The 22,835-nt window shown below is 42.4% G+C and carries 29 protein-coding genes; 4 read left to right on the top strand and 25 right to left on the bottom strand.

The annotated features are described in order from the left end of the window. Window positions 1–3: 3 nt before the first annotated feature. From hemW to gpr, 4 genes are all read right to left on the bottom strand, one after another. The gene (gene hemW, locus SporoP17a_RS16525) at window positions 4–1,143 is read right to left on the bottom strand and encodes a radical SAM family heme chaperone HemW (RefSeq protein ID WP_083035755.1); all 1,140 of its coding nucleotides are present in this window, start codon (window positions 1,141–1,143) and stop codon (window positions 4–6) included. Between the two features lie 72 nt (window positions 1,144–1,215). Further along, complete coding sequence (lepA, locus tag SporoP17a_RS16520; RefSeq protein WP_083035753.1) at window positions 1,216–3,039, bottom strand: translation elongation factor 4; 1,824 nt, start codon at window positions 3,037–3,039, stop codon at window positions 1,216–1,218. Between the two features lie 83 nt (window positions 3,040–3,122). Further along, complete coding sequence (gene spoIIP / locus SporoP17a_RS16515; protein ID WP_237262350.1) at window positions 3,123–3,923, bottom strand: stage II sporulation protein P; 801 nt, start codon at window positions 3,921–3,923, stop codon at window positions 3,123–3,125. Window positions 3,924–3,976: 53 nt separating this feature from the next. After that, window positions 3,977–5,014 (bottom strand): GPR endopeptidase, encoded by a 1,038-nt coding sequence (gene gpr / locus SporoP17a_RS16510; protein WP_083035752.1) that lies wholly within the window; start codon window positions 5,012–5,014, stop codon window positions 3,977–3,979. A 194-nt stretch (window positions 5,015–5,208) separates the two neighbouring features. Here gpr and rpsT point away from each other — a divergent pair, with 194 nt between their 5' ends. After that, window positions 5,209–5,460 (top strand): 30S ribosomal protein S20, encoded by a 252-nt coding sequence (gene rpsT, locus SporoP17a_RS16505; RefSeq protein WP_083035750.1) that lies wholly within the window; start codon window positions 5,209–5,211, stop codon window positions 5,458–5,460. A 49-nt stretch (window positions 5,461–5,509) separates the two neighbouring features. Here the strand turns inward: rpsT and holA are convergent, their stop codons facing one another. Further along, window positions 5,510–6,517, bottom strand: coding sequence for a DNA polymerase III subunit delta (gene holA, locus SporoP17a_RS16500; protein WP_083035749.1), 1,008 nt, complete (start codon window positions 6,515–6,517; stop codon window positions 5,510–5,512). A 103-nt stretch (window positions 6,518–6,620) separates the two neighbouring features. On the opposite strand from holA, the gene SporoP17a_RS16920 reads away from it, so the two are divergent. Then, complete coding sequence (locus SporoP17a_RS16920) at window positions 6,621–6,785, top strand: hypothetical protein (protein WP_167693459.1); 165 nt, start codon at window positions 6,621–6,623, stop codon at window positions 6,783–6,785. A 173-nt stretch (window positions 6,786–6,958) separates the two neighbouring features. Further along, window positions 6,959–7,093 carry a YqzM family protein gene (locus SporoP17a_RS16495; protein ID WP_029054667.1) on the top strand — a complete coding sequence of 45 codons (135 nt, stop codon included), beginning with the start codon at window positions 6,959–6,961 and terminating at the stop codon, window positions 7,091–7,093. A 59-nt stretch (window positions 7,094–7,152) separates the two neighbouring features. Here the strand turns inward: SporoP17a_RS16495 and SporoP17a_RS16490 are convergent, their stop codons facing one another. The 11 genes from SporoP17a_RS16490 to SporoP17a_RS16440 form a co-directional block, all read right to left on the bottom strand. Further along, the gene (locus tag SporoP17a_RS16490) at window positions 7,153–9,213 is read right to left on the bottom strand and encodes a DNA internalization-related competence protein ComEC/Rec2 (RefSeq protein ID WP_167693458.1); all 2,061 of its coding nucleotides are present in this window, start codon (window positions 9,211–9,213) and stop codon (window positions 7,153–7,155) included. 218 nt (window positions 9,214–9,431) lie between these two features. Then, window positions 9,432–9,995 carry a ComE operon protein 2 gene (locus SporoP17a_RS16485; RefSeq protein WP_083035746.1) on the bottom strand — a complete coding sequence of 188 codons (564 nt, stop codon included), beginning with the start codon at window positions 9,993–9,995 and terminating at the stop codon, window positions 9,432–9,434. 13 nt (window positions 9,996–10,008) lie between these two features. Continuing rightward, the gene (locus SporoP17a_RS16480) at window positions 10,009–10,635 is read right to left on the bottom strand and encodes a helix-hairpin-helix domain-containing protein (protein ID WP_083035744.1); all 627 of its coding nucleotides are present in this window, start codon (window positions 10,633–10,635) and stop codon (window positions 10,009–10,011) included. 107 nt (window positions 10,636–10,742) lie between these two features. Then, complete coding sequence (locus SporoP17a_RS16475) at window positions 10,743–11,483, bottom strand: class I SAM-dependent methyltransferase (protein WP_083035742.1); 741 nt, start codon at window positions 11,481–11,483, stop codon at window positions 10,743–10,745. Then, a complete protein-coding gene (rsfS, locus tag SporoP17a_RS16470) occupies window positions 11,480–11,824 on the bottom strand; it encodes a ribosome silencing factor (protein ID WP_083035740.1) in 345 nt (114 codons plus the stop codon). Before rsfS ends, SporoP17a_RS16475 begins: the two co-directional genes overlap by 4 nt. 3 nt (window positions 11,825–11,827) lie before the next feature. Beyond that, window positions 11,828–12,400 (bottom strand): bis(5'-nucleosyl)-tetraphosphatase (symmetrical) YqeK, encoded by a 573-nt coding sequence (gene yqeK / locus SporoP17a_RS16465; protein WP_083035739.1) that lies wholly within the window; start codon window positions 12,398–12,400, stop codon window positions 11,828–11,830. Continuing rightward, window positions 12,381–12,959, bottom strand: a complete 579-nt coding sequence (locus SporoP17a_RS16460) for a nicotinate-nucleotide adenylyltransferase (protein WP_083035737.1) — start codon at window positions 12,957–12,959, stop codon at window positions 12,381–12,383. The genes yqeK and SporoP17a_RS16460 overlap by 20 nt, the downstream gene beginning before the upstream one ends. Window positions 12,960–12,969: 10 nt before the next feature. Then, entirely contained in the window at window positions 12,970–13,260 is a 291-nt protein-coding gene (yhbY, locus tag SporoP17a_RS16455) for a ribosome assembly RNA-binding protein YhbY (protein WP_083035735.1), read from the bottom strand. Between the two features lie 2 nt (window positions 13,261–13,262). Beyond that, entirely contained in the window at window positions 13,263–14,084 is an 822-nt protein-coding gene (gene aroE / locus SporoP17a_RS16450) for a shikimate dehydrogenase (protein ID WP_083035733.1), read from the bottom strand. A gap of 22 nt (window positions 14,085–14,106) precedes the next feature. Beyond that, a complete protein-coding gene (yqeH, locus tag SporoP17a_RS16445) occupies window positions 14,107–15,150 on the bottom strand; it encodes a ribosome biogenesis GTPase YqeH (RefSeq protein ID WP_237262438.1) in 1,044 nt (347 codons plus the stop codon). Window positions 15,151–15,209: 59 nt separating this feature from the next. Next, window positions 15,210–15,725, bottom strand: a complete 516-nt coding sequence (locus tag SporoP17a_RS16440; RefSeq protein WP_083035729.1) for a YqeG family HAD IIIA-type phosphatase — start codon at window positions 15,723–15,725, stop codon at window positions 15,210–15,212. A gap of 155 nt (window positions 15,726–15,880) precedes the next feature. On the opposite strand from SporoP17a_RS16440, the gene sigK reads away from it, so the two are divergent. Continuing rightward, a complete protein-coding gene (sigK, locus tag SporoP17a_RS16435; RefSeq protein WP_083035728.1) occupies window positions 15,881–16,579 on the top strand; it encodes an RNA polymerase sporulation sigma factor SigK in 699 nt (232 codons plus the stop codon). 221 nt (window positions 16,580–16,800) lie between these two features. Here the strand turns inward: sigK and mtnN are convergent, their stop codons facing one another. The 9 genes from mtnN to SporoP17a_RS16390 form a co-directional block, all read right to left on the bottom strand. Continuing rightward, a complete protein-coding gene (mtnN, locus tag SporoP17a_RS16430; RefSeq protein WP_083035726.1) occupies window positions 16,801–17,493 on the bottom strand; it encodes a 5'-methylthioadenosine/S-adenosylhomocysteine nucleosidase in 693 nt (230 codons plus the stop codon). A 72-nt stretch (window positions 17,494–17,565) separates the two neighbouring features. Further along, a complete protein-coding gene (locus SporoP17a_RS16425) occupies window positions 17,566–18,294 on the bottom strand; it encodes a DUF1510 family protein (RefSeq protein ID WP_167693457.1) in 729 nt (242 codons plus the stop codon). Window positions 18,295–18,395: 101 nt separating this feature from the next. Then, window positions 18,396–18,872: a transcription elongation factor GreA gene (gene greA, locus SporoP17a_RS16420; protein WP_083035722.1), complete on the bottom strand. Its 477-nt coding sequence runs from the start codon at window positions 18,870–18,872 to the stop codon at window positions 18,396–18,398. Window positions 18,873–19,090: 218 nt separating this feature from the next. Next, complete coding sequence (udk, locus tag SporoP17a_RS16415; protein ID WP_083035720.1) at window positions 19,091–19,726, bottom strand: uridine kinase; 636 nt, start codon at window positions 19,724–19,726, stop codon at window positions 19,091–19,093. 39 nt (window positions 19,727–19,765) lie between these two features. Beyond that, window positions 19,766–20,401, bottom strand: coding sequence for an O-methyltransferase (locus tag SporoP17a_RS16410; RefSeq protein WP_156890594.1), 636 nt, complete (start codon window positions 20,399–20,401; stop codon window positions 19,766–19,768). A 24-nt stretch (window positions 20,402–20,425) separates the two neighbouring features. Continuing rightward, window positions 20,426–21,535 carry an endolytic transglycosylase MltG gene (gene mltG, locus SporoP17a_RS16405; protein WP_083036179.1) on the bottom strand — a complete coding sequence of 370 codons (1,110 nt, stop codon included), beginning with the start codon at window positions 21,533–21,535 and terminating at the stop codon, window positions 20,426–20,428. A gap of 120 nt (window positions 21,536–21,655) precedes the next feature. Then, window positions 21,656–21,946 carry a DUF1292 domain-containing protein gene (locus tag SporoP17a_RS16400; protein ID WP_083035717.1) on the bottom strand — a complete coding sequence of 97 codons (291 nt, stop codon included), beginning with the start codon at window positions 21,944–21,946 and terminating at the stop codon, window positions 21,656–21,658. 13 nt (window positions 21,947–21,959) lie between these two features. After that, a complete protein-coding gene (gene ruvX / locus SporoP17a_RS16395; protein WP_083035715.1) occupies window positions 21,960–22,379 on the bottom strand; it encodes a Holliday junction resolvase RuvX in 420 nt (139 codons plus the stop codon). Beyond that, window positions 22,376–22,648, bottom strand: coding sequence for an IreB family regulatory phosphoprotein (locus tag SporoP17a_RS16390; protein ID WP_083035713.1), 273 nt, complete (start codon window positions 22,646–22,648; stop codon window positions 22,376–22,378). The genes ruvX and SporoP17a_RS16390 overlap by 4 nt, the downstream gene beginning before the upstream one ends. Between the last annotated feature and the right edge of the window lie 187 nt (window positions 22,649–22,835).

Here is a 22,835-nt window from a genome sequence, read left to right as displayed (position 1 = left end):
AACTCAATCTCCTAATAAAAATTCTTGAAATACGGTGTTCCCTTGGAAAACACCTTTTCTAGTCAAACGGAGATGGTCTCCATCGATTTGCAAAAGCCCCTGCTGCTGTAATTTTTCTATCGGTTTGCCGAATACTTCACGCATCGGGCGCTGGAATTTCCGTTCGAATTCTTTTATCGATACTCCTTCAATAATTCGTAAACCGAGGAACATTTCTTCTTCCATCGCTTCCGCAAGAGTTACTTCATGTACCTCTTTATGGGGCAACTTTCCTTCATCCAATAAGTTAATGTAATGTGTCAACGGTCCGACGTTCGCATAACGGTCTTTGCCGATATAACCGTGCGCACCCGCCCCAATACCTGCATAGTGGGAGTTTTCCCAATAAATCAGGTTATGAAACGAAAGATGGTCAGGTTTAGCAAAATTACTGATTTCATATTGATCGCGTCCTGCTGCATTCATGCGATCGATCACCATCGCAAACATTTCTGCTTCCATGTCTTCTCCTGGCAAGGGTAGCTTCCCTTTGACCATTCGGTTGTAAAAGACCGTCTTTGGCTCCACGATCAATGAATAAGCTGAGTAATGAGGCAAATCAAGCGCCAATGCCCGATCCAGTGTCTCTTCCCATTCTTTCACCGTCTGCGTAGGTAAGCTGTACATCAAATCGATGCTAATATTTTCGAAGCCAACTTTGCGTGCTGCTTTGATCACGTTCTCCACGTCTTCATTGGAATGCGTACGCCCAATTTGTTTCAGTAGTCGTTCATTAAATGTCTGTACACCGATCGACAAGCGGTTTACGCCTTTTTCCTTCAATATAGCAAGTTGTCCTTCTGATAAATCATCAGGGTTTGCTTCTGTCGTGAATTCCTTTAATGCCGTGACGTCGATATATTGTGAAACGATCGTTAGTAACCGATCGAGCTGCGGAACGTTCAGTGCTGTCGGTGTGCCACCGCCTAAAAAGACGGTTTCCACTTCTTCAAATGAATATCCCGCTTCTTTCATATAAGAAAACTCTTTGCCGATTGATTCGATGTATTGATCAACCGGTTGGTTTTTAAGAAATACTTTATTGAAATCGCAATAATGACAAATTTGCTGGCAAAACGGTATGTGGATATATACTCCCCGCATGCTGTCACATCCTTTATGTAAATAGGTAAACGGCAAAAAGAGGGCGGTTTGCCCCCTTTTCACTGAGTGTAATTAATCTTCATCCATCTTCAGAACAGCCATGAACGCTTCTTGTGGAACTTCCACCGAGCCAACTTGCTTCATCTTCTTCTTACCTTCTTTTTGTTTCTCAAGCAGTTTACGCTTACGGGAGATATCCCCACCGTAACATTTCGCTAAAACGTTTTTACCCATAGATTTAATCGTTGAACGTGCCACAATTTTTTGACCGATTGCTGCTTGGACAGGCACTTCAAACTGTTGTCTTGGAATTAACGATTTCAGTTTTTCAACGATTGCCTTTCCACGTTCGTAACTAAAGTCATTGTGCACGATAAAGCTTAACGCATCCACAGTTTCGCCGTTTAACAAAATGTCCATCTTAACGAGTTTCGACTGCTTATAGCCAATTAATTCGTAATCCAGTGACGCATACCCTTTTGTACTGGATTTTAATTGGTCAAAGAAGTCATAGACAATTTCAGCTAATGGCAGTTCATATATAATATTGACACGTGATGCGTCCATGTAATCCATTGTCAGGAAGTCTCCACGTTTACGCTGACAGAGCTCCATGACGGCTCCAACATAATCATTCGGTACCATGATGGATGCTTTAACATAAGGCTCTTCCACATAGTCTACCTTTTGTGCGCTAGGCATCATCGACGGGTTATCTACGCTCATCGTCGTGCCGTCTGTTAAGTTTACTTTATAAATAACGCTTGGTGCTGTTGTAATTAAATCAATGTTGAATTCACGTTCGATTCGTTCTTGAATGATTTCCATATGCAACAAGCCAAGGAAACCACAACGGTAACCGAACCCTAATGCCTGGGATGTCTCTGGCTCATATTCAAGTGCAGAGTCATTTAGCTCCAATTTCTCAAGCGCTTCACGTAAATCGTTGTATTTAGATGTATCGATTGGATACAGTCCGCAGAATACCATTGGATTCATACGACGATAACCTGGCAATGCTTCCTCTGCAGGGTCATCGACAAGCGTGATAGTATCCCCTACTCGTGTATCGCCGACCGTTTTAATGGAAGCGGACAAGAACCCTACATCACCTACAGTCAATTCGTCACGCGGAGAAATACTAGGAGTGAAAACACCTAGCTCCAATACTTCAAATTCCTTACCCGTCGCCATCATACGGATTCTATCGCCTGGTTTTACTTTTCCTTCTACGATACGGATATTGACGATAACTCCTTTATATTGATCATAATGAGAGTCAAAGATCAATGCCTTTAATGGCGCTTCTGGATCACCTTGAGGTGCCGGCACTTTTTCTACGATCTGTTCCAAGATTTCATCAATCCCAATTCCAGATTTCGCAGAAGCTAACACTGCCTCCGATGCATCTAATCCGATTACATCTTCAATTTCCTGTTTCACACGATCGGGATCAGCTGCCGGAAGGTCGATTTTATTGATAACAGGTAATATTTCCAAATCATTGTCTAGCGCTAAGTAAACGTTCGCCAATGTTTGCGCTTCGATACCTTGCGCAGAATCCACTACAAGAATAGCACCTTCACAAGCCGCTAAACTTCTGGATACTTCATATGTGAAATCGACGTGTCCTGGTGTATCGATCAAGTGTAACGTATAGTCTTCGCCATTCTTTGCCGTATAGACTAACTGAACGGCATTCAATTTAATGGTAATACCACGTTCACGTTCTAGGTCCATCGAATCCAATGATTGTGACTTCATATTACGAGTTTTCACTATTTCCGTTTTTTCCAAAATCCGATCAGCCAGCGTGGACTTCCCGTGGTCGATATGGGCAATGATAGAAAAATTTCGGATGTTTTTTTGACGTGCTGTTCTCTGCTCTTGATTCATCACTGTTCACTCCTACATGTACGTACCTATTTAAGCTACTTGAATTATAGCAGTGAACGGTTCAGACTTCAATATTTGAAAGATTATTGCACGATCATCATAGCGGAAATAGATTCTCCAACGACCGATACCGTTTGATTGATCTCCGCTTCCGTATTACCTACGCCACCCATTTCGACTAAAATGATGCTTGTATTTAAATCTTGATTGTATTTACCGTCTACTCCACGGCCACCTTTAATAATGATTTCGCGCGTAATACCCGGCACTAATTTTTCCATTTCATTTTTCAATTGCTTCGCTTTAGCCAAGTTCCGTTCGTAATACGGATGGTCCCTTCCGATAACAAACGCTACTTTTGCATAGCGTTGCCCGTCGTGTGTGATCGTCGTTTTAGAAGGTCCGAGTGAATCTCTATGCATGTCGATGACTAAATCATACGACCCTTCGTTGACCTTCTTCTCTACATACGGCCGAATCGCAGCATACGAGCGATGATACGGTATCTTTTTTTGTTGCATGATTTTCACAATATCAATATCAAGCTGTTCTGCCGCAAGACCATGTGCAAGTAAATTCTCTTTCAGTCGCGCGCCCACTTTTACAATATTCTCGGAATGATGAGATACGGCTACTTTCCCGTTCGCTGCCTTCGTAATAGGTTCGTACGCTTCATGCGCGTGAGTCGTATAAATCAAGACATTTCCTTGTACTTTCGGCTTAATATCCTCTTCCAACACATTAGATGCATAGACAATCATCCCCGGTTCCTTTATCGAGAGGGCAGCAGGTATGGTCGGCTGTTTGGGAACGTACTGCAGTACGACAGGAAAGATGAACAATACAAAAATAACGCTCATCCAGATTTGCAAAGTTTTTTTCATAGTAATCCCTCCATCTTCCACACTATGCGGAAGAAAAAAGGTCAATGACTAGTTCATGCATTTACTTTATGAATCCATCTTATTAATGAAGAAGATAATGCATTTGCGTAGTTTGCTACCCATGAATCAATTTCTTTCGGGGAGATAAATGTCGCTAATTCCTGATTAGTCAGCACTTCTTCAAATAATTGAATTCGTTCTTCATGCGTCCATGATGACCAATCACCGAATATAGGACCTAGCGCTGTGCGATCCGCATCTTTGGTTGAGCGTTGTGGAAATCGGCCGGTGGAAAGTTTGGATGAAGGCATACCGTCTTCTTCTATTTTCGCTGCGATATAGCCAAACATGGTATCAATCGCATCCGCCACTAGCACCGGTCCATCCACGACGGTTGGGACACCTAATGCAATGACAGGGATGCCGAGACTTTTTTCCGATAACTCTTTGCGGCTGTTCCCTACACCCGAGCCTGGATGAATACCGGTATCCGTCAGCTGTATCGTGCGGCAAAGTCTTGCGCTACTTCTCGCGGCAAGTGCATCGACGACGAGCAACAGATCAGGTTTACTTTGATCCACAATCGCTTGAACGAATGAAGCAGTTTCTAAACCCGTCTGAATGGTTACGCCCGGCGCATAGACCATCACACCACTCTCGTCCGCTTCGTAATATTCGGGTATTACTTCCTTCACATAATCCATAACAGCAGGCCCCACAGCGTCTGGCGTAATTTCGCGGTTGCCAAGACCGACACACAATACTTTTTTTACTTCGCCCGGTAACTTTTCCTTAATTAATGCATCCATTTTTTCGACCACCAGTTCACATAACGCTTGAAGCTCATCGATTTCGTGAACAGCAAGTGTCGGAATCGTCAGCGTAATATATGTACCTTTCGCTTTCCCGATTTCTTCTTCACCTTCTGCTGTCACTTTTACAGTCGTTGCCTTAATTCGGCCAATGGTTTGTTCTTCGACACGTATTCCGGACATTTCCTTCAATTTCTTTTCTTCTGACTCTGTCTGATGTCTGACGAACTCGTCACTTTCATCAATTAAATCCGTGCGGTAGTAGTTGATTTCGCTCATTTTCTTCACCTCTACTAGCCAGTTTGTGCAGTTTATCGGCATTTATTCTAGAATAGATGGCTGTAAAGATGAATCACTTTACTTTTTTTCTTGCAATCTGTCGGTAGCTTTGATAAAATAATGCTTGTTGTAAAGAGATGTCCGGATGATTGTGGAAACACTCTTGCCTTACCTGAAAGCTGGAGGTGAATGAAATGCCAAACATTAAAGGTGCTATCAAACGCGTGAGACAAAGTGCTGCTGCTAACGAGCAAAACTCTAACGTAAAAGCTTCTATGCGTACTGCAATCCGTAAAGCGGATGCGGCTCTTATGAATAATGATGAGAACGCTGAAGAACTGTTGAGAAATGCTGTGAAACAATTGGATACTGCTGCTCGTAAAGGTCTTATCCCAAGAAACACTGCTGCTCGTCAAAAATCACGTCTAACTAAAAAAGCTCAATAATGATATGTTAAAAGACTGCCTCTTCGTGACGGCAGTCTTTTTTTGCATGTTATAGGCCATTCATTAGAAATAATTCCAGTTTGCGCTGGCGATTACCACTCGTAGTTTTAAGTTGCAGATCAATCGTCGCTAAATCATCCAATGCTTTCAGTAATACTTGCAAAGGCGGCAATCTTCTTTGCATCATCAATTTCACACGATATGGATGGATACGAAGCGTTGTTGCGATTTGTTGTTGCTGATAGCCTTTTTTTCGCAAATTTGTCACATGAATCATTAAACGCACCTGGCTCGCAATAAGAGACGCCAACATAATGGGTTCTTCACCGTTACGCAGTAAGTCATGATAGACAGCGATCGATTCTGCTCGTTTATTATTGACAAATGAATCCGTCAAACGAAATACGTCCACCTCTGGTGTCCTTGCGACCAGCTGCTCAATCATATCGATGTCCACTACACCGTTAAACGCCAAGTAGCCAGCGAGCTTATCCACTTCCGTCGCCAACGTCAGTAAATCGGTTCCTGACATCTCCATAAGAAATTCGGCTGTTTTTTTATCGAATTCAATCCCTTTATCCTGGCCTTGCTGCATAATCCACGTAGATATATCTTGCCCTTGCAAAGCAACAGCTTCTACAACTACTGCATGCTTCTTTATTTTTTTCGTAATTTTCTTACGTGCATCTAATTTTTCATAAGGTGCTACAAATACTACGGTTGCAGTAGGAGATGGATTCTCCAACCACTTTTCCAACAGTTCTAGTTGATGATTCTGTTTTTCTTTCGATTGATCGGTCGCTTTCAAGAATGAACAGTTTTTTGCGACAATCAATTTATGGTCCACTAAAAATGGAAGTTCATCCGCCACTTCAAGCACAGCTTGGATTGGAATCTCTTCTAAATCAAAACGATTCACTTCAGATGCTGTCATCCCTGGGACTGCTTTGATTAATTTCTTAATTGTTTCGTCTAGTAAGTGTTGCTCCGTGCCTGTCAGTAAATAAACGGGCTGGACATCACCTTTTTCAATTTGACTCCAAATTTTTGTAACCATTTTCTTCACCTCAATTACCGATTGCTTCTTACTAAAAACCTGTGATAACTATACATGAAAATCAATCATTTCTCCATACTAGCAAGTAAAGGAGGTTTATTTGATGAAAAATTCTAATCGTCAACAACTAAATTCCCGTGAAAAATCGAAGGAAGAAGGAAAAGAAGAAATATCACTAGAGTTAGCAGAGTTCGAGCAGTTAGCGCCAAAGCAAGAACCAATGACTCCGAATCATCGAGAGACAGCTGAAAAGGACAAATACTATTAATTCGAAAAGACGAAGCGGAATTTGCTATAAGCAATTCCGCTATTTGAACTGATCACGCATTTACTCTATGAACAAATTGTGTCAACATACGTGGCTACTCCTAAAAACTCCGATTTTAATGGATTTTTCTTTCACTTTCATCTATACTTAGTATGGAATTAGGAGGTGTAGCAATGAATGAATTTGAACATGATGTCCAATCCAAGCGTAATGATGCGATTGACAGCGGCATCGGCTTTATAGTAGCGTTTATCGGTTTTTCTGCAATTTTTGTTGTTGCTACGATCATCGATATCGTCGCTCTCTAATCAACTGTTGTATAAAATAGACACATCCACCACCTAGGCGGATGTGTCTATTTGTTTTTCTAACGACTTGAAGTAGCGCTATACACTCCGTCTTTTACGCGCAATTCAATCGTCCCTTGTTCAGCTGTCGACCAAACGGGTATACGATGTGCATGGAAACGGTCCAGTACTTCTACATGTGGATGCCCGTAACGACTATTCCTCCCTGCTGATACAATAATAAACTCGGGTTGAAGAAAACTGATAAACGGTTCTGTACTGGACGTCTTGCTTCCATGATGACCGGCTTTTAGTACGACACGTTGAAAATCAGCGGAAATATATCTTTGCAAAAACCGCTGCTCTCCCTCTTTTTCGAGATCTCCTGGAAACATGAAATGTAGGTCTTCATCCTTCATCACAAGCACTAGTGAACTGTCATTCCCGTCATATATACGCTCTTCAGGTGCTACATATTGGAATTGATAATCCCCTACTTCCCAATTAGCCCCTTCTTTAACTAGGTGCACGGGAATATTCTGCACTTTGGCCAACTGTAACATATCATCCATCGCGATCTCCTGTTCACTTCCAGGGGACAGATGAATATCTTTTACACGCAACTCTTCTAATACTTCATCGGCCCCCTCCATATGATCCATATCGGCATGAGAGATAATGAGCCGATCCACTTTCGTGATTCCTTTTGCTTTTGCGTATGGCACGACGATATTTCGTCCGATTTCAAATGGCTGCTCAGGCGTTTTCCAATCGTTATCACCGAAATGGACAACTCCACCCGTGTCGATCAAATACACCGCTTGGCGATATGGCATTTCGATCATCGTGCTATCCCCTTGTCCGACATCTATATAGGAAATGATTACGTCGCGATGAAGTATCGGTTTCACCTCCAAATAGAGTGCTGGAAGCAACAAGCAAATAAGGCCGAACACTATGAAATTCTTTCTTTCCAAACAGACGAAAAAGATCAGAATACCTACAACAGCCATTGCTGAACCTACCCCATCCGGTTGTCCTGGCGTCCACATTTGATAGGGGAAAGAGGCAAACCAAGTCGTCATACTCCCAATCCATTGCCTTATAGGCTCATAGATAAAAAATAGGCTACCTGTCAGTCCTGGCACTACGTACGTGCAGATCAATAACAGGAAATTAGCTGGTAAAATACATATTGAGTACAACGGAACATATACTAAATTTGCAACAAAAGAGGAAATCGATAACTCGTAGAAGTGGTATAGCAAAATAGGATAGAGCGCGACTTGTGTAATGACGGTGACGAGAAACGAAACAATCAAACCGTTCTTCGCTTGGCTAAGAATAGCTGACGAATACAATAAAGAAAATGCAGCTAAATAAGACAACTGAAATCCCGGCTGGAACACGATATAAGGTTGCATGACGATGAAGAAAATTGCGCTTAAAGCAAGAGCATCGTCTAGGCGTAGTTTCAAATTGCTTGAAACAGCTAGCAATACAATCATCGTCACCGTCGCAGCACGCCAGACAGACGGTGCTCCGCCAGCAATACATGCGTAAGTTGGTAAAAATAAGAGTAATCCGTACGTCACCCATTCTTTTCGAAAACCGATACGTAGCATAATTGCTCGAATGAAAAACGTCAATAAACCGACATGCAATCCAGATATCGCGAATAAATGTGTAATACCAAGCGTTTGATACTCTTTCTGCAAGATGCGATCCATTCCCGAACGGTCACCGATCAATAACGCTTCTGCTTCTGTAACAAGCGAGGATGGAAATCGATCATGAATATGTTGTTTAATCGCTGCACGATAGTGTGAGAGTTTTGATCGCCATGTCGTCAGTGGTTCGCTGGATGTGATACGAGTGGCTTCTAGAATTCCCGCCGCACCATTCATTCGTAAATAGCGTGCCATGTCAAATGAATAGTCATGGGCTGCTGGTTCTATTTCTTTCGGCTCCACTTCCGCCGTGAATTGATAAGTAGATAATCTCGCAGTTTGGAATCGCTTCTTTTCCTCCTCGGAAGTTAGCGGATACATCAAGTAGACGACTGTACCATCGGTGAGAGTAGCAAAACCTTTCACTTTGGCACCATCGATTTTTACTTGATCTTTCCAATGAAAGGTCACGACTGAGTCGCCAGGAAGAGTTGTAGAATGACTGGAGAAATAGAAAAAAGAGAGACTTGCTAGAAGTGCGCAAAGAAAGAGGTGTAGATAATCTTTGCGTAAAAAGTAGAATGGTATGAGGAATAGCGCATGTAAAAATAAAAGCGATCCTGAAAGCTCAGCTGCAAATGCAGAGATCGCAACAGGAATCGCTATATACATCCATCGTATCGATCGGATTAATTGCCAAATAAATGATTCACCCTTTGCAAAAGGGTATCCAGTTCTTCAGGTTCAGCGCCAAGTTGCTGCATTTTCGTCAACATCTCGTTGAATAAGGAAAATTTCTCTTCACTGGCGAAGTCAATTGAACGCTCATCAAACGGCACTTTTTCAATTTCCACACCTGCTTGCGCAAATAGCTCGAGTGCATACTCGCTGTTTCGATAATCTTTCGCATATTTGACGCGTTCAATACCGGCCTGAATCAATGCCTTACTACATTGTAAACACGGGAAGTGCGTGACATAAATCGTTGCCTTTGCAACGGGTATGCCATATTTCGCACATTGCAGCAATGCATTCATTTCTGAGTGTATCGTACGGACGCAATGATTATCGACGACATAACAGCCGTGTTCGATACAGTGGTCTCCACCCGATATCGAACCATTGTAGCCGCCAGCAATAATGCGTTGATCGCGTACTAAAACGGACCCTACCGAGAGTCGCGTGCACGTACTGCGCATCGCCAGCAAATGACTTTGCGCCATGAAGAACTGATCCCAAGTAATTCGCTCCATACGGTTGCCTCCATCAGTTAAGAATAATATATGGTTCTAATTTTTCAAATGTCTTGTCACCAATACCTGACACATTCTTGATTTCGTCCAATTGCGAAAAAGCTCCGTGCTCTTCACGGTATTGGACTATTGCCGTAGCTTTTGCTGGGCCAATGCCAGGAAGCGTCTGAAAGTCGCTTTCATTCGCTGTATTAATCGTTACTTTTGAAGTGGAACTGTCAGGTGATGAAGATGCCGCTGCTGCCGGTTGCTCGTATACCGGTGGTACTTCTCCTGCGATCGGTACATAGACGACAGATTCATCTTGAAGTCTATGCGCATGATTCAATAACTTCGTGTCAGCGGCCTCTGTGTAGCCTCCTGCTTTGTCGACCGCATCAAGCAATCGGTCGCCATCTTGCATCGAATAAAGTCCGGGATGTTTCACAGCACCTTTCACGTCTACTAAAATAGCGACGGAGACAGCTTCTGCTACTAATTCGACAGGCGCTTCCACTTCAATATTTTGTTCAGCAATTTCACTAGATTCGATTGGTTCAAATAGGGATTGTCCCTGTTCTTCGGAAAGTGGATCCGGTTGTTCTCGGGGAAAGAACAAAACAGTGGAAAGTACAGCGAACGCTGCAATAGGAATGATCAATGTACGCCATTTTTCGGTAAGGAATGAACGGATAAGCTACAACCCTTTCTTTCAGCACCGTATGGAGTCCTATTTACTATACCCGATTCCGAAATACTATGGTAGCCCTATTTTCGAACTTGGAAAAATATTCTTTCGCTCTCTTCTTCAGGTGCTTCATCTTCCCAGTCCGCAAAAATCCGTTCAATATGAAAGCCAACTTCTTCTAGCATTTGCACATAGTCCGGTACGGCAAATGATCGTTGCATATGTACTTCGTCAAAACGTTGATAGGAATCATCTTCTTGTTTTACGAAAAACGCTAGCTCGGAATAAATTGAATGTTCCTCGTCTCCTGGGGCCGTTTGCCAAATATATGCAATGCGTCGATTATCAAAGACAAAAGGTCCTTCCAGGAAGATTTCATCCATTTTACCTATTGAATGGACATCAAAGAGCAACACGCCACCTGTAGCAAGTACGCCATAAATCCGGCGGAACGTTTCCACGATATCTTGCTGCTTTATTACATAATTCAATGAATCGATTGAGATAACGGCCGCATCAAATGTATCTTCCACTTCCAGTCGTTGCATAGGTTGTTCGATAAACTGAATATCTAAAGAAAGTGACTGTGCGCGATGCGATGCGACCTCCAGCATATCAGCGGAAAGATCAACGCCGGTAACGAGTGCCCCTTTTTTCGCCAGCATGGCAGAAAGTAAGCCCGTTCCGCAACCTATATCCAATACTTTTTTCCCTACAACGCCAGCAGACGCCAAATCGAGTAACTCGACATAGGCGTCATACGGGATATCATTCATTAGTTCGTCGTAAATAGATGCGAACGCTGAATAGGAAGAACTCATAGTTCATCCTCAACGTTTAGTAACTGTGCGTCTCCCCATAGCTTTTCCAAGTTATAAAATCCACGTTCGTCTCTGTGGAATACATGAACGACTACATCTAGAAGATCGATTAAGATCCAACGGCCTGCGTCGAATCCTTCCAAACGTTTCACAGTGTAGCCTTCTTTAGAAGCAACATCTGCTACTTCACGTGCGATGGCTTGCACTTGTCTCTCAGAGTTCGCATGACAAATGATGAATTGATCAGCAATTAGTGAGATGCCCTCCATATTTAATACTACGATGTCTTCTGCTTTCTTACTATCTACTGCTTCATAAGCTAATTCCAATAATGTCGGCATATTTCACTGTTCCTTTCTTCTACGTACATGTTCATTATAGCAGTCAAATGAATGCGGAAAGATGACTGCGTATCGCTGAACTAAAAATTTAAATGTGTGCTGGATGCATTCCGTCATTTGATCTTCCAGCGGTTCTCCGTCAATACGTTGACGTAACTCCTCGATACCCGGAAATTTTCGTCCTGGCTCGATTAAGTCAGCAATATAGATCACTTTTTCTAGCTCACTCATTTCAGCACGTCCCGTTGTGTGAAAACGGATGGCCTGCAAAATGTCGTGATCTTCTACTCCATAACGCTCTTTAGCCAGCATAGCTCCAACCGGTGCATGCCATAATTCAGCGTGATATTGTGCATAGAGTTCATATTCTTCATCTCGTTTAAGTAAGTCGAGTAATTCGTCTTTATCCATAAACTTGGCATAATCATGAAAAAGCCCAGCAATCTCCGCTTTTACTACTGACACACCCACTTCTTCAGCTAGTTTCTTCGCTGTTTCTGTGACACGCAATACGTGTTCATAACGCACTTTAGGTAAGCGTTGTTCTAGGTCATTTTTAACTTGTTGAAGATCCATATAATCTCTCCTCTCGAATGTAAGCCTCGACAGCCGGGGGAATCAAAAGCTGCACGGTTCCTCCTTCTACAAAACGTTGGCGGATCAATGTGGATGACAAATCAAGTTGTGGTGTTTCTACTAATTGTACCGGAATTGCAGAAGCGTTATCAGCACCTGGACGTTTTACTCCGATAAATGTAACCATATCAAGTAAATCCTCAATCCGGTACCATGTCGGTAACTGATCGATCATATCGCCACCAATAATGAAATGAAAGTGAACATCCGCTTCGTCTTGTACGAGTTGTGCCATCGTATCATATGTAAAAGATACTCCGCCACGTTCAATTTCAAATGACGACGCACGCAAGCCATCCACTTCATCTACCGCCAGTTTCACCATTTGCAGGCGCTGTTCGGCTGTCGCATCGCCTATCGCCATCTTATGTGGCGGGACGGCAGTAGGCATCAACCATACTTCATCTAACTGCAGTGCGTAACGCACTTCATTGGCGATCAATAAATGTCCAGTGTGTGGCGGATTGAAAGTTCCGCCCAAAATGCCGATTCGTTTCATCTGATTCTCCTTACGGTAATTGTATGCGTTTTTTCTCTGTCGATTCTCTATATAAAACAATTGTGTTACCGATGACTTGAACTACGTGAATATCTTTATAAGCACCGATTTTTTCGGCAATTTCATTTTTGTCTTCGTCGCAATTTTGAAGTACGCTCACTTTAAATAATTCACGTGCTTCAAGCGCTTCGTCAATTTGCACGAGGATCGCTTCAGTCAAACCGCTTTTTCCAATTTGGAATAATGGATCCAAATGATGTGCTTCGCTACGTAAAAATCTTTTTTGTTTACCTGTTAACATGTTTACCCGCCAACTTTCATTGTAATCATATCGATCATCTTTTTCGTGTCAGGATAGACACCTGTCCACTTTTCAAAAGCGAGGGCTCCTTGATGAACGAACATTCCTACACCGTTCATCGTCTTAGCCCCTGCTTGTTTTGCTTGTTGTAAAAATTCTGTTTCGAGCGGATTGTAAATAATGTCCGCGACTACTGCACCGCTTGCAACGTTCTTTGGATCAAGCGGTATTCCTTCTTGTGCAAAGTTCATACCGACCGATGTGGTTTGTACTATAAGTCCAAACTCACCAAGTCGATTTTCTGCGTCTTCGATAGAAATCGCATGCCCGTCCTTCATATCCGCCGCCAATTCCGCGGCTCTTGAAGCGGTCCGATTCGTGAAATAGAGAGGTCCATAGCCAGCTGATTGCAGTGCAAAGGCGATGCCTCTAGCTGCGCCGCCAGCCCCAATAAGTAAGACAGAGCCTGTAACGGAGTCCGAAAACTCTTCCAACGACTTCACGAATCCCGCTCCATCGGTATTCGCACCGATTAGTTTGCCCTCTTCTGTTTGATACACTGTATTCACCGCATTCATAACCGTTGCCGATTCGTCCACTTCGTCAAGGAAAGGAAGAATCCCTTGCTTGTGAGGTACCGTTACGTTGAAACCACTACATCCGAGTGAACGCAAACTGGTTATCGTCTGTTCCAAGCTTCCCGCTGTTGCATGAATCGGTATATACGTTGCGTCCATTGTGTTTTCTTTAAACCACTGATCGTGCATGACCGGTGACATCGATTGCGCAATGGGATCGCCTACTACCGCATACCATTTTTTCATTTGGTCTTTCCTCCTGTCCTTCTTAAATCAATGAAGGTCTGACTTCGACATTCACACCTTTTGGTGCATGTACAGCTACTTTTACATTGGCGTGCTGAATTGTAATCCAGCCAAGTCCTGAAATCACTAAGTCCGTCTTTGCTTCTTTAATTGAAAATTCATGACGCACAAGTGACGGCAACTTCTCAAGAGATGCGGGTCCAGGCGGAGATAGCATGTCGCCCAAATGGTTTTTGTACAATTCATCAGCATTTTCCAACTTCGTCCGGTGAACCGGTAAACCATTTGCTGCATAGATGTTGAAAGAGGAACGTCCGCCTTGAATGAAGTCAAAACGTGCTAGTCCGCCGATGAATAATGTTTGTTCAGCATTCAGCTGATAGACTTTCGGTTTCAGTTCTTTTTTCGGCGTAATCAACTTCAAGTCATGCGGATCTAAGTGATGGGCCATTTGATGATCATTGATAATACCAGGTGTATCCATCAACATTTTCCCATCATCTAGTGGAATTTCCACTACGTCAAGAGTGGTCCCAGGGAAGTAAGACGTCGTAATCACGTCTTGCATACCGGTCGCGTCTTTAATGATTCGATTAATAAATGTAGATTTTCCTACGTTCGTACAACCGACTACGTAGACATCCTTGCCCTTACGGTACTTCTCGATCGCGTCGAGCGCATCACTCATGCCGTTGCCTTTTACAGCGGAAACGAGCAATACATCGATGGGTTTCAGACCGAGCTTTGCAGCCTCCGCTTTCATCCAATTTTTCACTCGCTGCGGATTAATCGCTTTCGGCAGGATATCTGCCTTGTTACCAATTAATAAAATATCTTTCTTGCCTACAAAGCGATGCAAGCCATTGATCCAACTGCCGTTGAAATCAAAAATATCTACCACTTTTACGATCAAGCCTTGTTTTTCACCAATTCCATTTAAAATTGCTAAAAAGTCGTCTCCTGATAAGGACACTGGCTGTAATTCGTTATAGTTTCGTAATTTAAAGCAACGCTGACATATGACATCTTCTTTTTCCAATGAAGCTGGTGGCGCATAGCCTTCCATTGTCTTATCCGTTGTTTGGATGGCAATACCGCATCCAATACACTTGATCAATTCCAAATTTAGTCCTCCCACGTAAGTAATCCTTTTCTTTTAAACCTTGCCATAATCCGTCGTTCGATCGCACGGTTAAATTTCGTAATCGTCGCATCGGAACTGGCTACAGGGACGACCAATATCGTCTGCAGCCCTACCCGATTTGCACCTAAGACATCCGTTAGCAATTGATCGCCAATCATGACGACTTCATCTTTCGGCAAGCCTAATGTAGCAAGTGCCTGAAGAAATGACTTTTTCATCGGCTTCCGTGCTTCGCAAATATATGGGATACCCAAAGGATCACAAAAGTGACTGACGCGTTCTATATGGTTATTGGAAACAACTGTAATTTGCAAACCGGCATCGTGCATAGACTTAAACCACGCCATAATATCTTGCGTAGCATCCGCACGGTCCCATTCAACGAGTGTGTTATCTAAATCTGTAATAATACCCTTAAAACCCTTTTCCAGAAGGTCTTCTGGTTTGATCAGTAATACGGATTTTACATAAGCACTCGGTAAAAAATGATTTAACACATTATCCTCTCCGCCCTACAACAAATTCTCGTCTGATTATAACATAGTTGTGTAGCATGCACGCACAACTATGTCTGATTTTATCGCTTTTCTTGTCAGTGGTAGACCATCTGTCTTTTGCATAGAGTAAACTACTACTAATCGGAGGTGGTCATATGAGCGGGTTTTTCCTGGCCGTCATGCAATTATGGTTAGAGATCCCCGCGCTAATCGGTTATATCAGAGGGCAAGCTTTCCTTCGTCCGTTATCCAAGAAAGAAGAAGCAGAGTGCCTGAAACGATTAGCTGAAGGCGATGTAAGTGCACGTGATGAACTTATTGAACACAATATGCGTTTGGTCGCTCATATCGTCAAGAAGTTCCAGCCAAAGCACGAACTACTTGATGATTATATTTCTATAGGAGCGATTGGTCTGATGAAAGCCGTCAACAGCTTTACGCCAGATCGTAAAACGAAGCTTGCAACGTATGCTGCACGCTGTATTGAAAATGAAATTCTTATGTATTTACGAACACAGAAAAAGGTACAAAAAGATGTGTCCCTCTACGAACCAATCGGCATGGATAAAGATGGCCAATCCCTAGAAATCGCAGACCTCCTTCAAACAAACGACATACCCCCACAAACAACTGTAGAACAAAATGAACAAAAAGAGCGACTCTACCGTCATTTGGATAAGCTCGATTCACGCGAGCTGGAAATCATTCAAAGACGCTATGGCTTGCTAGACGATCAGCCAATGACACAAAAAGAAATTGCCGAGCAACTAAACATTTCTAGGAGTTATGTTTCACGTATCGAGAAACGAGCAATCGTCAAATTGTACCAATCGTTCAAGCACGAATATCAATAATACAAAAAGCGTTTCCGATTATGCAACAGAGGGCCATAGCCCCCCGCACATCGGAAACGCTTTGTTTCTATTATCAGTCAGCTTTAACCTCACGTAAAATAATTACTGCTAATAGGGCTGTGACGATAAATACTCCACCCATTAAGTATTCCATTGAATGTCCCTCCTCTCAACCAAACGAACTGCTAGTCTGTCTACATAGACATTTTATCATAGAACGATCAAAGTTTCGAGATGACGCGCAAAACAATCTGTGACGAGTGTTTGGCAGCCAGCGGTAAAAATTCATCAAAGCTGACGGTAGATTCTTTCCCGGCAATATCAGATAGCGCACGGATGACCACACATCGCGTGTTGAATTGATAACAGACTTGCGCAACAGCGGCCGCTTCCATTTCTACAGCGATTACGCGAGGGAATCTACTTTTAACTTGTAATACTTTTTCAGGATCAGCCATGAAAGTATCAGCCGATGCAATTGTTCCTACGGCATGTGTATATGTATCTAACTCCATTACAGCTTCTTTAGCAAAATCGATCAGTTGTGAATCTGAAGGAAAGCTTGCAGGAAGTTGTGGCACTTGGCCTAACTCATAGCCGAATGCAGTAGCATCGACGTCATGATGCAGGACATAATCAGATATGACAACCGTTCCAACCTCGAGTTCAGGGTTAGTTCCTCCTGCAGAACCTGTATTTAAGACTACGTCAGGTTTGTAGTTTTGCAACAGGATCGCGGTTGCCATGGCAGCGTTTACTTTTCCGATGCCACTCTTCGTCACGATTACTTGATGCTTGCCTACTTTTCCTTCAATAAACTCGCAGTTTCCAATAGTAGTGATTTTTCCAATTCCGATTTCTCTGCGTAATATTTCAACTTCTTCCTCCATTGCACCAACGATTGCTATTTTCATGTACGCCCTCTCCTCTTTTTCACTTACTAGAATGTGCTGCCTATTGCGCAGCACATCGGTAGGTTGATTCGCTTACTTCAATACTTCCATCTTTACAGGTTTCCAACCTTGGCCATCCACCCATTCAAGATACACTTTGAATTTTTTGGAATTATCTGTACTTCGGACAATCCCTTCTGATTTTTGAGGACTACCGCCGTTTTGAATACGATCAAAATACAATTGATCTTCAGACATGCCCGTCGCATAGGAAATAGCTTTCTTTTTCTCATGCCAGTCATCAGACTGACCATCATACTTCGAAACATGCTCGCCTGTTTGCTTGGTTCCGATAGGTTTCCAGTCAGGATTTACCACGACTTTCTTGCCGGAATCCGACGAAGTATCTTTCTTTGGCTTGTCCTGTTTTGGTTGTTCCTTTTTATGCTCTTCTGCTGTTGGCGCTTCTACTACAGGCGCTTCCGGTTCTTCAACCACTTCATTTATTACTTCGTTATTGTCTTCAGGAGCTTGGACCTCAGCATCATCTGCTTCTTCCGGCTCCGTGTCTTCAGTTTCAGACTTGTCCTCATCTTCTAAAACGATTGGTTCAATTGGAGCTGTATCGGACTGCGTGGATTGTTCGGGCTTGTCAATTGCCACTTCTTCCTTCTCGTCATCACCCGTGATAAAGATTATAGCAACCACTGCAATGAGAAAAACCACTACACCAATCGAAATATTCAACGCTCTATTCACTTTGCTAGCTTTACTGCCTTGCTTTCTTGATGTTCTCGAATATTTCGGATCTTGATCTGCCATATTAGACATCTCCCTTACTATGAAATGAAACACATACACAACGGTGGAATGAAATAAAAATCACAATACCGTCTTCTGCTAGTGAGAAGACGGTACATGTGTCATTTTATCTCGAGAATTTCTACTGACATTTCACCGCCGGGAGTCTGAATCTTAACTATTTCATCTTTTTTTCGACCAATTAATGCTTTCGCAATGGGAGAGTCGTTCGAGATCAGACCTTCCATCGGGTTCGCTTCAGCAGAACCAACAATCGTATACGTCTCTTGTTCACCATCAGGAATTTCTTTAAAAGTAACTGTCTTGCCTAAATGCACTTCATCCGTATTCAATTCATCTTCTGTGATAATGACCGCATTACGTATCATTCCTTCTATAGAAGAAATCTTTCCTTCAACAAATGCTTGATCTTCTTTTGCCGAATCGTACTCGGAGTTTTCCGATAAATCACCGTAACTACGTGCAATTTTGATGCGTTCTACTACTTCTACACGTTTAACCGTTTTCAAATACTCTAGTTCTTCTTCTAGCTTTGCTTTACCTGCAGCTGTCATTGGGAATTTCTTTTCTGAAACCATGTACTAACACTCCTCATATGTCTGTTCATAAAAAATACTATGTCACACAAACTTCAATTATGTGACATAGCGGAACTATTTTAGTTTTAACTATACTTTATTTCGTTCCTAACTTTGATTTGAACGAAAAAAGCCCTTGCTTGTCTTGCGCGCACCCTAGTTTACTTATACAATCACTGCCGGATGCTGAATTAATTTAAAATTATGTCATCATCATATTATACTTCGTCAACAGAAGCAAGAATTGTTTTGATCTTCGTTACCATCAAATCGATAGCGACCTCGTTCTCTCCGCCTTCGGGAATGATTATATTAGCATACTTTTTTGTCGGTTCAATGAACTGATTATGCATCGGACGCACAACGGTTACGTATTGCTCTACGACAGAATCCACTGTACGTCCACGATCATGAATGTCTCGTAAAATCCGACGAATAATGCGTATATCAGAATCCGTATCAACAAACAGCTTAATATCCATAAGATCCCGCAAGCGTTCATCTTCTAGCACTAAGATTCCTTCAAGAATGATGACATCTTGTGACTCGACCAGTACTTTTTCATCCGAACGCGTATGCAAAGTATAATCATACGTCGGCTTTTCGATCGCCTGTCTATTGATCAGCTGATGAATATGTTGAATCAGTAGGTCGGTATCGAATGCCAATGGATGATCGTAATTCGTTTTCAATCTTTCTTCAAACGCTAGATGTGATTGGTCTTTATAATAGTCGTCTTGCTCAATTACAACGACCGAATGACCTTGGAATACTTCATGTATCTTTTTTGTGACACTTGTCTTACCGGAGCCTGAACCACCGGTAATACCAATCACAACAGGTTTTTTCTTCACAGCAATTCCCCTTTGTAGCCTACTGTTTGTAACTGTTTGTTACTTTTTCACAGCTATTAATATTCCATCACCTATTGGTACTAAAGACGTTTCATAGTCATCGTTCTGCATCGCCCAGCTCGTGAATTGTTGCAAGTTTCGGATCATCGTCCGGTTGCGTTTTGGTATATCTGCATCTTCCAACAGCACCATACCATGCATAAACATATTATCACAATAAATTACACCTGAACGACCGATGAGCGGGCTATATTTATCGAAGAACTTTCGATATTGACCTTTTGCCGCATCGATGAACAACGTATCAAATGGTTCTTCTGGTAACTTGTTTTCATCTAACTCGAGTGCATCATCACGAATGATGGTAATACGCTTTTGTAGTCCACTACGTTCAATATATTCGACCGCTTTCTCATACCGTTCTACATCACGCTCGACTGTATAAATGACAGCGTCAGGAAAGGCTTGCGCTAATCGAACAGCTGAATAGCCAATTGCGCTTCCGATTTCAAGAATGCGTTTCGGCTGTTGAATTTGCAGCAGGCCGATCAACGTATATAAACCTGTATCGTCCATGATGGGCACACGATGCTCTGCAGCGTAGTGCTCCATCTCTACGATGAGGGGCTCTTTTTCTTCTACAAAGCGACGAATATACGTATGGTAGTCCGTCATATTCACTTCCCCCTTTACGACCTATTATTTATGCTGGCTATCAATATATTCTGCTTTGTTCTTTAGATGTTTTTCATAAGTCTCAGCAAAGTGATTGACGCCATCTTTATCTGCCAAGAAGAACAAGTATCCAGTTTTCGATGGTTCTACTGTAGCTTGAAGAGAAGCAGTACCAGCATTCGCAATCGGACCTGGCGGTAATCCTTTATTTTTGTACGTATTATAGACATGATCCACTTTCAGATCCTCATTCATGACGCGGGCTTTATGTTCCCCTAGTGCATATAAAACGGTTGGGTCGGTTTGCAATGGCATGCCTTGTTCAATACGGTTATTGAAGACGCTCGCAATCGTTTCGCGATCCGTTTTGCCAGTTGCTTCTTTTTCTAACAGTGAAGCAAAAGTTAGCATTTTATGAACAGAACGGTCCTTGCCTTCTTCCGCCCAATACGCCTTATATGGCATGACGTTTTGCACAGTGGCATCCACCATCGTATCGACTACTTCCTTAACTGTAGGCTTTTCCTCATAAAATGGATACGTAGCAGGGAATAAATAGCCTTCTAGTGCATAGCGTATATTCTCATTAAGAATTTCTTCTGTTATAACTTCTGGATACTTGGCTATATATTCTTGAATGACTTGTTCATTCGTCACATACTCCATAAACTGTTCTTTCGTAATCGTCGTCTTTTCGCTTGTTCTTTCTGCAATTTGATCAATTGTTAAACCTTCGGGAATGGTTAATGTAAATTCCGGCGTGCGATAGACGACGCCTGTTTTTAGGCTCTTAATCAATTCATCTGGCGTCATAGCCTGTGTTAAACCATACGTTCCAGCCTGAAAGTCTGCTTCATTATTTACTTTTGCATAGTATTTGAAGATCCGTGCATTCTTAATAATACCTGACTCTTCTAGCTTTTCTGAAATTAAATCCAAACCTGAACCGATCGGAATTTCCACTTCTACTACTTTTTCCGAGTCCGGATCAACAGGCTCTAACGCACTTTTTATGTATGTATAGGCCGAAAAGCCTCCAACTATCCCAACAACTAATACAACTGCTACAATCCAAAACACTATTTTTCTAACGGTCCTCACTTCTTCCTTCTGTTCTAACATGCGCTCAAACATGACATCTTTTTTTCTCTGGGGCTCTTTTTCCACAAGCCTCACCTCTTCTTCCACTAAAGATCAGTCCATGAAAAAGACGGAACGGTCAGCACCATTCCGCCCGTCCCATGATATTATCGCTTACTCGTCTTCTTCTTCAAGGAATGTGTTCAATACTTCTTCAATCATATCCCATTCTTCATCGGATTCGATTTCAAGAAGTGATCCACCGTCTTGTCCTTCTTCAGTTGGAATAAAGGCGGATGCATGGATTTCAACTTCCTCGTCATCGTCTCTCTCTTCTCCATCTAAAATGTGGTAAAGCACATAAGATCTTTCATATTCTTTTGAATCAAATGTTAAAATTACCTCACATACGTGCTCTTCGCCGTTCTCATCTACGATTGTCATTGTCTCTTGTCCGTGTTCCATTGTGTGATCACCTCTAATTTTTTTGTGAATCCAAATAACCTTGTAAAATCATAACAGCTGCCATTTTATCGATGACTGATTTACGTTTTTTACGACTGACATCCGCTTCAATTAAAACGCGTTCGGCAGCCATGGTAGTTAATCGTTCATCCCATAAAACGACAGGAAGTCCGAACTTTTCGCGTAATTTTTCCGCATACTGTTCGGACGCCTCCCCGCGGGGCCCAATCGTATTATTCATATTCTTCGGGTACCCTACGACAAACTCCGTCACCGCATATTCTTCTGTCAGCTGTTTAACTCGTTTCATCCCGAAAGAACCTACCGCCTCATCAATTTTGATTGTTTCAATTCCTTGGGCTGTCCAACCAAGACTATCGCTGATCGCAATGCCTACAGTTTTCGTACCCACATCCAAGCCCATAATTCTCATTTTGTATTCCCTCTGTTTTCTCGGATATAGAACTTGACTAATTCTTCTAGAATTTCGTCTCGTTCCAGTTTCCGAATCAGACTGCGTGCGTCTTCGTGTCGTGGAATGTAGGCTGGATCTCCAGATAGTAAATAGCCGACCATCTGGTTAATTGGGTTGTAACCTTTTTCTTCTAATGATTTGTAAACGTGGAGCATGACTGTTTTGACTTCTTCCTCCATCGACTCTTCAGGAAAGTTAAACTTCATCGTTTCATCGGACGAATTCATACTCGACACCCCGCTTTCCGATTTCCATTTATGTCAGCAACGATCTACCGTCGTGATCTACATAGTACATAGATTGGTGGATCAACCGCCGTTCATATCCGTTTCTAGTCTGACTTTAACAACTGGACGTATACTATAGGCATCCAAATGCAAACTCACTAGTTACATGTATCTATATTTTATGATT

This window comes from Sporosarcina ureae (assembly GCF_002082015.1).
Classification (GTDB): Bacteria; Bacillota; Bacilli; order Bacillales_A; family Planococcaceae; genus Sporosarcina; species Sporosarcina ureae_A.
Note: the sequence above shows the minus strand (reverse complement) of the source record. Positions and strands in the feature narration are given on the sequence as shown.